Genomic DNA, 7,285 nt, shown 5'->3' on the forward strand with positions numbered 1-7,285 from the left:
ATCGGACAGTTACAACTTAAGACTTTCAGACAGAAGAGCCAAAGCAACAGTGCAGTATATCGTATCGAAAGGCATTTCAAAAGAAAGAATCACAGGTAGCGGCATGGGAGAAACCCAACCAAAAGTTCCCTGCACAGCATGTACAGAAGAAGAGCACGCACAAAACAGAAGAAGTGAATTCTTAATTATCAAAAAGTAAATTAAGAACAACAAACTATTTAATAAAACAAAAAGCGCCTCAACCGAGGCGCTTTTTTTAATGGTTTAGTTTTCGTTTTTATGATAATCTGAAGTGTAATATAATTTAACACTTGGGTATTTTTGATGGGTCATTTGAATAGAAAATTCACTATCTGCTAAAAACACCAATTGGCCGTGTTTATCATGTCCTAAAAACTTCTGTTTTACACGTTTAAATTCTTTGAATTCTTCGTTTTTTGGATCATCTGGGAGCACCCAACATGCTTTATACGCTGGAAAGTTTTCATAAGTGCATTTTGCACCATATTCATGTTCTAAACGATACTGAATTACTTCATATTGTAATGCACCTACGGTTCCAATTACTTTTCTTCCGTTCATTTCAATAGTAAATAATTGCGCCACACCTTCATCCATCAATTGATCGACGCCTTTTTCTAATTGCTTCGCTTTTAAGGGATCGGCATTGTTAATATATCTAAAATGTTCTGGAGAAAAACTAGGAATTCCTTTAAAATTCATCAATTCACCTTCCGTAAGTGTATCGCCAATTTTAAAATTTCCAGTATCGTGAAGTCCTACAATATCTCCAGGATAAGAAATATCTACAATTTCTTTTTTTTCAGCAAAAAACGCATTTGGACTACTAAATTTCATGTTTTTCCCTTGTCGAACATGAAGGTAAGGTTTGTTTCTTTCGAAAGTTCCAGACACAATTTTTATAAATGCCAATCTGTCTCGGTGTTTTGGATCCATATTGGCATGAATTTTAAATACAAAACCGCTTAATTTTTTTTCATCAGGTTGTACCAATCGGGTATCCGATTCTTTAGCTCTTGGCGTAGGAGCAATATTGATAAAACAGTCTAATAATTCACGAACACCAAAATTATTTAATGCAGAGCCAAAAAATACAGGTTGTAATTTTCCTGATAAATAATCTTCTCTATTAAAAGCGGGATACACTTCGGTAATTAATTCTAATTCTTCGCGAAGTTTAGTCGCGGGTTTTTCGCCAATAATTTTTTCTAGTTCAGTGCTTTGGATATCTGAAAAAGCTATGGTTTCTTCAATATTTTTTCGGCTATCTCCTTCAAATAAATTAATGTTTTTCTCCCAAATATTATAAATTCCTTGAAAATCATAACCCATACCAATTGGAAAACTCAGGGGCGTAACATGCAAACCTAGTTTTTGTTCCACTTCGTCCATTAAGTCAAACGCATCTTTCCCTTCACGATCCAGTTTATTAATAAAAACAATCATGGGAATGCTTCTCATTCTACAAACTTCCACTAATTTTTCGGTTTGCTCTTCTACACCTTTTGCTACGTCAACCACAACAATCACGCTATCTACAGCAGTTAGTGTTCTGAATGTATCTTCAGCAAAATCCTTATGACCAGGCGTATCTAAAATATTTATTTTTTTTTCTTTATAATTGAAAGCCAATACGGAAGTAGAAACCGAAATTCCACGCTGACGTTCAATTTCCATGAAATCGGAAGTAGCGCCTTTTTTTATTTTATTGCTTTTTACGGCACCAGCTTCTTGAATTGCACCTCCAAAAAGCAAAAGTTTTTCTGTTAACGTAGTTTTACCAGCATCTGGATGCGAGATGATTCCAAAAGTTCTTCTTCGGGCAATTTCTTTTTCGAAACTCATGTGTATTAATTTTTCGCAAAAATACTATTTTTAATACTATTTTTCATAGTGTTAAAATTTAATTCTGAATTCGTATTTAAAGTTTGATGCAAAAAGAATAAGTTTTAAACTCAAATAAAAAATCCTTAATTAACAATAAAGCTAATTAAGGATTTTTTTGTACCCGGAGTGGGAATCGAACCCACACTCCAAGGAACACGAGTTTGAGTCGTGCGCGTCTACCAATTCCGCCATCCGGGCATTGAAAAGCAAAAATAAATGATTATTTACATTATGGCTTTTTAAAGTGAGTGCAAATATAACTAAAGTTTCTAATTCCATTGTAAAAATACTTAAAATTTTACTTTCAGAGTTCGATTTAATTACTAACTTTGCACCCAAATTGCACAACGTAACAACAATCTAACTACAAAACAATTAATTAAAATGTCATACAAAGAGCCTGAAGCAAAAATATTTGCGTGTTCTCAAAGTGTGTACCTAGCAGAAGAAATTGCCAGTAGATATGGTGTGTCCCTAGGTAAAGTAACATTTTCAAAATACAGTGATGGTGAATTTCAACCGTCTTTTGAAGAATCGATAAGAGGACTTCGTGTATTTTTAGTGTGTTCTACATTTCCGAGTGCAGATAATTTAATGGAATTGCTATTAATGATAGACGCGGCTAAAAGAGCCTCTGCCAGACATATAACAGCTGTAATTCCGTATTTTGGTTGGGCAAGACAAGACAGAAAAGATAAACCAAGAGTACCGATTGGGGCAAAATTGGTGGCCAAATTATTAGAAACAGCAGGAGCTACCCGAATTATGACCATGGATTTACATGCAGATCAAATTCAAGGGTTCTTTGAAAAACCAGTAGATCACCTGTTTGCTTCCACTATCTTTTTACCTTATGTAAGAAGTTTAGGTTTAGAGAATTTAACTATTGCATCACCTGATATGGGTGGCTCCAAAAGAGCGTATGCCTATTCGAAATTTTTAAAGTCGGATGTGGTTATTTGCTATAAGCAAAGAAAAGTGGCCAATGTAATTGACACTATGGAATTGATTGGTGAAGTAAGAGGCAGACATGTTATTTTAGTAGATGACATGATAGATACTGGTGGAACATTAGCAAAAGCCGCTGATGTGATGATTGAAAAAGGCGCTTTGAGTGTAAGAGCCATTTGTACACACGCCATTTTATCTGGTGATGCGTATGAAAAAATTGAAAACTCAAAATTAGAAGAGTTAATCGTTACAGATTCTATTCCGTTAAAGAAAGAATCTAAGAAAATAAAAGTAGTGAGCTGTGCGCCGTTATTTGCAGAAGTAATGCAAATGGTTCAAAACAATACTTCCATAAGTGGGAAGTTTTTAATGTAAAGTTAGTCGGTTTGAAGATGTTCATTCCTTTAAACTACTAACCAATTATTTTTTATTAATTTTAATTTATTTCAAATGAAATCAATTACGATCAAAGGATCACAAAGAGAAAGCGTGGGCAAAGTAGCTACTAAAGCCTTACGTAATGCTGGAATGGTTCCTTGCGTTATTTACGGAGGGGAAAATCCAGTACATTTTAGTGCTGAAGAAAGAGCATTTAAAGGTTTAGTTTACACTCCAGAAGCGCACACTGTAGTAATTGAATTAGAAGGTGGAAAGAAATTTGATGGTATCTTACAAGATATTCAATTTCACCCAGTTTCTGACAAAATTTTACATGTTGATTTTTATCAATTAGAAGCTTCAAAAGAAATCACAATGGAAGTACCTGTTAAAATTACTGGAACATCTCCAGGAGTTTTATTAGGAGGGGTTTTACGTTTAAATCAACGTAAATTAAAAGTGAGAGCTTTACCTGCTAACTTACCAGATTCTATTATTGCTGATATTTCTGAATTAGAAATGGGTAACAAAATGTATGTTACTAAATTAGCTGCCACAGCTTACAAAATTTTACACCCAGACAACACAGTTGTTTGTCAAGTAAGAATTTCTCGTGCGGCTATGAAAGCGGCTCAAGAAGCAGCAAAAGCAGAAAAAGGCGGAAAAAAGAAAAAATAATTCAATTTTCTATACAAGTAAAAATCCCGAGCAATGCTCGGGATTTTTTTATTAAATTAAATTTAGACTTGTTTTATTTTCCTACAAAAGCCGCTTTTCTTTTTTCTAAAAATGCGGTAGTACCTTCTTTAAAATCTGCTGTGGCAAAACAAGCGCCAAAGTTTTTAATTTCTACCTCAAACCCATTAACACCATCTTCAAAGTTGGCATTTATGGCTTCAATTGCTTTTGCTATTGCCACACTCGAATTTTGACTTATTTTTGCAGCCAAAGTTTTAGCTAAATCTAGTAACTCTTCTTGCGGTACTACGTGATTAACTAAACCGTACGATTTTGCAGTTTCCGCATCAATCATGTTGGCGGTCATAATTAATTCCATGGCTCTGCCTTTCCCGATTAATTGCGTCAATCGTTGTGTACCTCCATATCCTGGAATGACGCCTAAAGTGACTTCGGGTAATCCCATTTTTGCATTGGATGAGGCAATTCTGAAATGACAACTCATGGCTAGTTCTAATCCGCCGCCTAGCGCAAAACCGTTTACTGCAGCTATAACTGGCGTTGGTAAATTTTGTACAAAATCAAATAATAATTCTTGCCCTTTTGCTGCCAATTGAGCGCCTTCAGTTGCCGAAAAATCTGCAAATTCAGAAATGTCTGCTCCAGCAACAAACGCTTTTTCGCCACTACCAGTTAATATAATCACTTTCGTACTGCTGTCGGTATTTAAATCGCTAAATGCGGTATGTAATTCTTCAATTGTAGCTTTGTTTAAAGCGTTTAATTTTGTGGGTCTGTTAATAGTTACAATAGCAAAATTGTCTTGTTTTTCAATTAAAATATTTTCCATTTTTTTAGTCTTTTATAGGTAATTTTACAGTAAAAAGCGTTCCTTTTTCTTCCTCGGATTCAAAAGTGATGCTTCCGTTATAATTTTCAATAATTTTTTTAATAATAGCCAATCCCAATCCCATTCCTGAATTTTTAGTGGTAAATTTTGGTTCGAAAATATGAGCTGCGTTCTCAGTTGAAATTCCAATTCCGTTATCCGAAATCTTTAAAACAAAACCAGCATCTTCTTTTAAAATTTCAACTACAACCGATTTTATTTCTTGGTTTTCAGGTATTGATTGAATGGCATTTTTTACCAAATTTGTTACAATTCTTGTTAATTGTGTTCTGTCAAAAGAAGTAAAAATTTCATTTGCCGAAGTCTTAAAATCAACATAATCTTCATTAAAAATTTCTAAAGCCGTTTTACAAACTTGAACAATGTTTAATCTTTCATTTTGTTGGGTGGGCATATTGGCAAAATTTGAAAACGCACTTGCTACAGTGGTCATGGTATCAATTTGTTGAATAAGTGTTTCAGAAAAATCTTCAAGTTTTTGACTACTATTTGGGTCGTTCGGATCAAATTTTCTCTGAAAATTCTGAATGGTTAATCGCATCGGTGTCAGCGGGTTTTTAATTTCATGCGCTACTTGTTTTGCCATTTCGCGCCATGCATGTTCTCTTTCACTTTGTGCTAATTTTTGAGCGCTTTCTTCTAAAGTATCCACCATGTTGTTATAGGCCAAAATTAACCCATTAATTTCTTGATTTCCCGGTTGAAGTTTTAGTTTTTGGTTGCGTTCATTTAATTGTGTAATGCCTAGTTTTTCCGAAATTTGAGAAATCGATTTTGTAATATTACTAGATAATAAATAGGATATTAATATAGAAATAATAAACATAATAAAGAAAACTTGCGCGTATCGGGTTAAGAAATTTTCCGCTTCTTGATTATAAAAATCGCTATTTTCTTCATAAGGAATATTAATAATGGCGAGGTTTTTAAAACTCGTGTCTTTTATGTAACTAAAAGAAGATTTTAAATACGTTTCATTTTCCTTAGTTTTAGTAATTACAATTCTTTTTTTTGAAGATTTTCCTAAGTTAAATAGAATCTCTGCAGGTATTTTTGGTTTTTTATTGGTATTAATTTTTGAATTGGAAGACAATAATAATTTTCCGTTTAAATCAAAAAAATTAACTTCTAGACTATGAATATCAGATAATTCAAGAATTCTAGTTTTAAAAATAGTAGGAATATTTGCAGTTTTGAGCGGGTATTGCGTAGTTTGTAAAATGTATTCTATATGTTCTTTTATCGCATTTTCTTTGCGAGACAAACGTTCTTCATGATATTCTTTGGCTTCGTATCTGAAGTGAATTAAAGAAACAACTGTAATTAATACCATTGAAACCGTTGTTAAAAACAACATTGACAAAAATATTCTACGTCGTAACGAGAGCGTGTGTATTTTAAAAAACTTAATCACTTTTTTTATTTCTGATTCTTTTATAGAATTTAAAACCTAACATAATTAATACCGAAAATAATACAATTCCAATTACACCATAAATCCAATTGATTGCATTTTTTAAAATTACTAAAAAAACCACGGCAAACAAAATTATTGTGGCTCCTTCGTTCCATAATCGCATAAAGTTGGAAGTGTATTTTACTTGGTTGTTTTTTAATTCGGTATATATTTTTTGACATTTAAAATGATAGATAAATAGCAAAACCACAAAACCTAATTTTACATGCATCCAAGGCATTTGTAACCATGCGGGCATCAAAATTAGCAACCAAACCGCAAAAATTGTAGCCAATACAGCACTTGGCCAAGTAATAATATACCACAAACGATACGTCATTATTTTGTACTGCTTTTGTAAAATTTCCTTTTCTGGCGAGGGCATTTCGTTAGCTTCAATTTGGTATACAAACAAACGAACAATATAAAAAAGCCCTGCAAACCATGTGATTACAAAGATTAAGTGTAAGGATTTTATGTATTCGTACATATATTACTATTTACTATTTTTAAACTCTTCAATCCATTTCGCTACAACGCCACACCATTCGTCTTCGTCATTCATACAAGGAACAGCCATAAACTCTTCACCACCGTGATGTAAAAATTCTTCCTTAGCTTCCATGGCAATTTCTTCCAAAGTTTCTAAACAATCTGCCACAAAAGCAGGGGTTACAACAGCTAATTTCTTAATACCTTTTTCTGGCATTTTATTCACTTCAACGTCTGTGTAAGGTGTAAGCCATTTGTCACCAGCCAATCGTGATTGAAAAGTTTGACTGTATTTTCCTTCCGGAATTCCTAATGCTTTTACCACTTGTTTGGTCGTTTCATAACATTGATGGCTATAACAAAATTCATGCGCTGGCGAAGGCGTATTGCAACAAGTTCTGTCCATTTTACAATGCGATTTGGTTATATCAGTTTTGCGAATATGACGTTTTGGGACACCATGATAAGAAAACAACAAATGATCGTATTCAAATCCTTCTAAATGCTTTTTT

Annotated in this window: 8 protein-coding genes and 1 tRNA gene; 3 read left to right on the plus strand and 6 right to left on the minus strand. The window is 33.4% G+C overall.

Annotated features, from left to right (window positions below):
- Positions 1-199, plus strand: a 199-nt coding sequence (locus ACIQ2I_RS06665; protein ID WP_396181652.1) for an OmpA family protein, incomplete at its 5' end; no start/stop codon positions are given.
- Between the two features lie 65 nt (positions 200-264).
- Here ACIQ2I_RS06665 and ACIQ2I_RS06670 read toward each other — a convergent pair.
- Positions 265-1,866, minus strand: a complete 1,602-nt coding sequence (locus ACIQ2I_RS06670) for a peptide chain release factor 3 (RefSeq protein WP_396181653.1) — start codon at positions 1,864-1,866, stop codon at positions 265-267.
- Positions 1,867-2,026: 160 nt separating this feature from the next.
- Positions 2,027-2,106: transfer RNA gene (locus ACIQ2I_RS06675), tRNA-Leu, on the minus strand.
- A 186-nt stretch (positions 2,107-2,292) separates the two neighbouring features.
- Here ACIQ2I_RS06675 and ACIQ2I_RS06680 point away from each other — a divergent pair.
- Together ACIQ2I_RS06680 and ACIQ2I_RS06685 are read left to right on the plus strand one after the other, a co-directional pair.
- Positions 2,293-3,234 carry a ribose-phosphate pyrophosphokinase gene (locus ACIQ2I_RS06680; RefSeq protein ID WP_396181654.1) on the plus strand — a complete coding sequence of 314 codons (942 nt, stop codon included), beginning with the start codon at positions 2,293-2,295 and terminating at the stop codon, positions 3,232-3,234.
- 75 nt (positions 3,235-3,309) lie between these two features.
- Positions 3,310-3,915 (plus strand): 50S ribosomal protein L25/general stress protein Ctc, encoded by a 606-nt coding sequence (locus tag ACIQ2I_RS06685; RefSeq protein ID WP_396181655.1) that lies wholly within the window; start codon positions 3,310-3,312, stop codon positions 3,913-3,915.
- Positions 3,916-3,988: 73 nt separating this feature from the next.
- Here the strand turns inward: ACIQ2I_RS06685 and ACIQ2I_RS06690 are convergent, their stop codons facing one another.
- From ACIQ2I_RS06690 to ACIQ2I_RS06705, 4 genes are all read right to left on the minus strand, one after another.
- Positions 3,989-4,765, minus strand: a complete 777-nt coding sequence (locus ACIQ2I_RS06690) for an enoyl-CoA hydratase/isomerase family protein (RefSeq protein ID WP_396181656.1) — start codon at positions 4,763-4,765, stop codon at positions 3,989-3,991.
- 4 nt (positions 4,766-4,769) lie between these two features.
- Positions 4,770-6,182 (minus strand): sensor histidine kinase, encoded by a 1,413-nt coding sequence (locus tag ACIQ2I_RS06695; RefSeq protein WP_396181657.1) that lies wholly within the window; start codon positions 6,180-6,182, stop codon positions 4,770-4,772.
- 49 nt (positions 6,183-6,231) lie between these two features.
- Positions 6,232-6,771, minus strand: coding sequence for a CopD family protein (locus tag ACIQ2I_RS06700; RefSeq protein ID WP_396181658.1), 540 nt, complete (start codon positions 6,769-6,771; stop codon positions 6,232-6,234).
- Positions 6,772-6,777: 6 nt separating this feature from the next.
- Positions 6,778-7,285: ferrochelatase (locus tag ACIQ2I_RS06705; protein WP_396181659.1), on the minus strand; the 508-nt coding region annotated here is incomplete at its 5' end.

This window comes from Flavobacterium sp. (genome assembly GCF_044368995.1).
Classification (GTDB): Bacteria; Bacteroidota; Bacteroidia; order Flavobacteriales; family Flavobacteriaceae; genus Flavobacterium.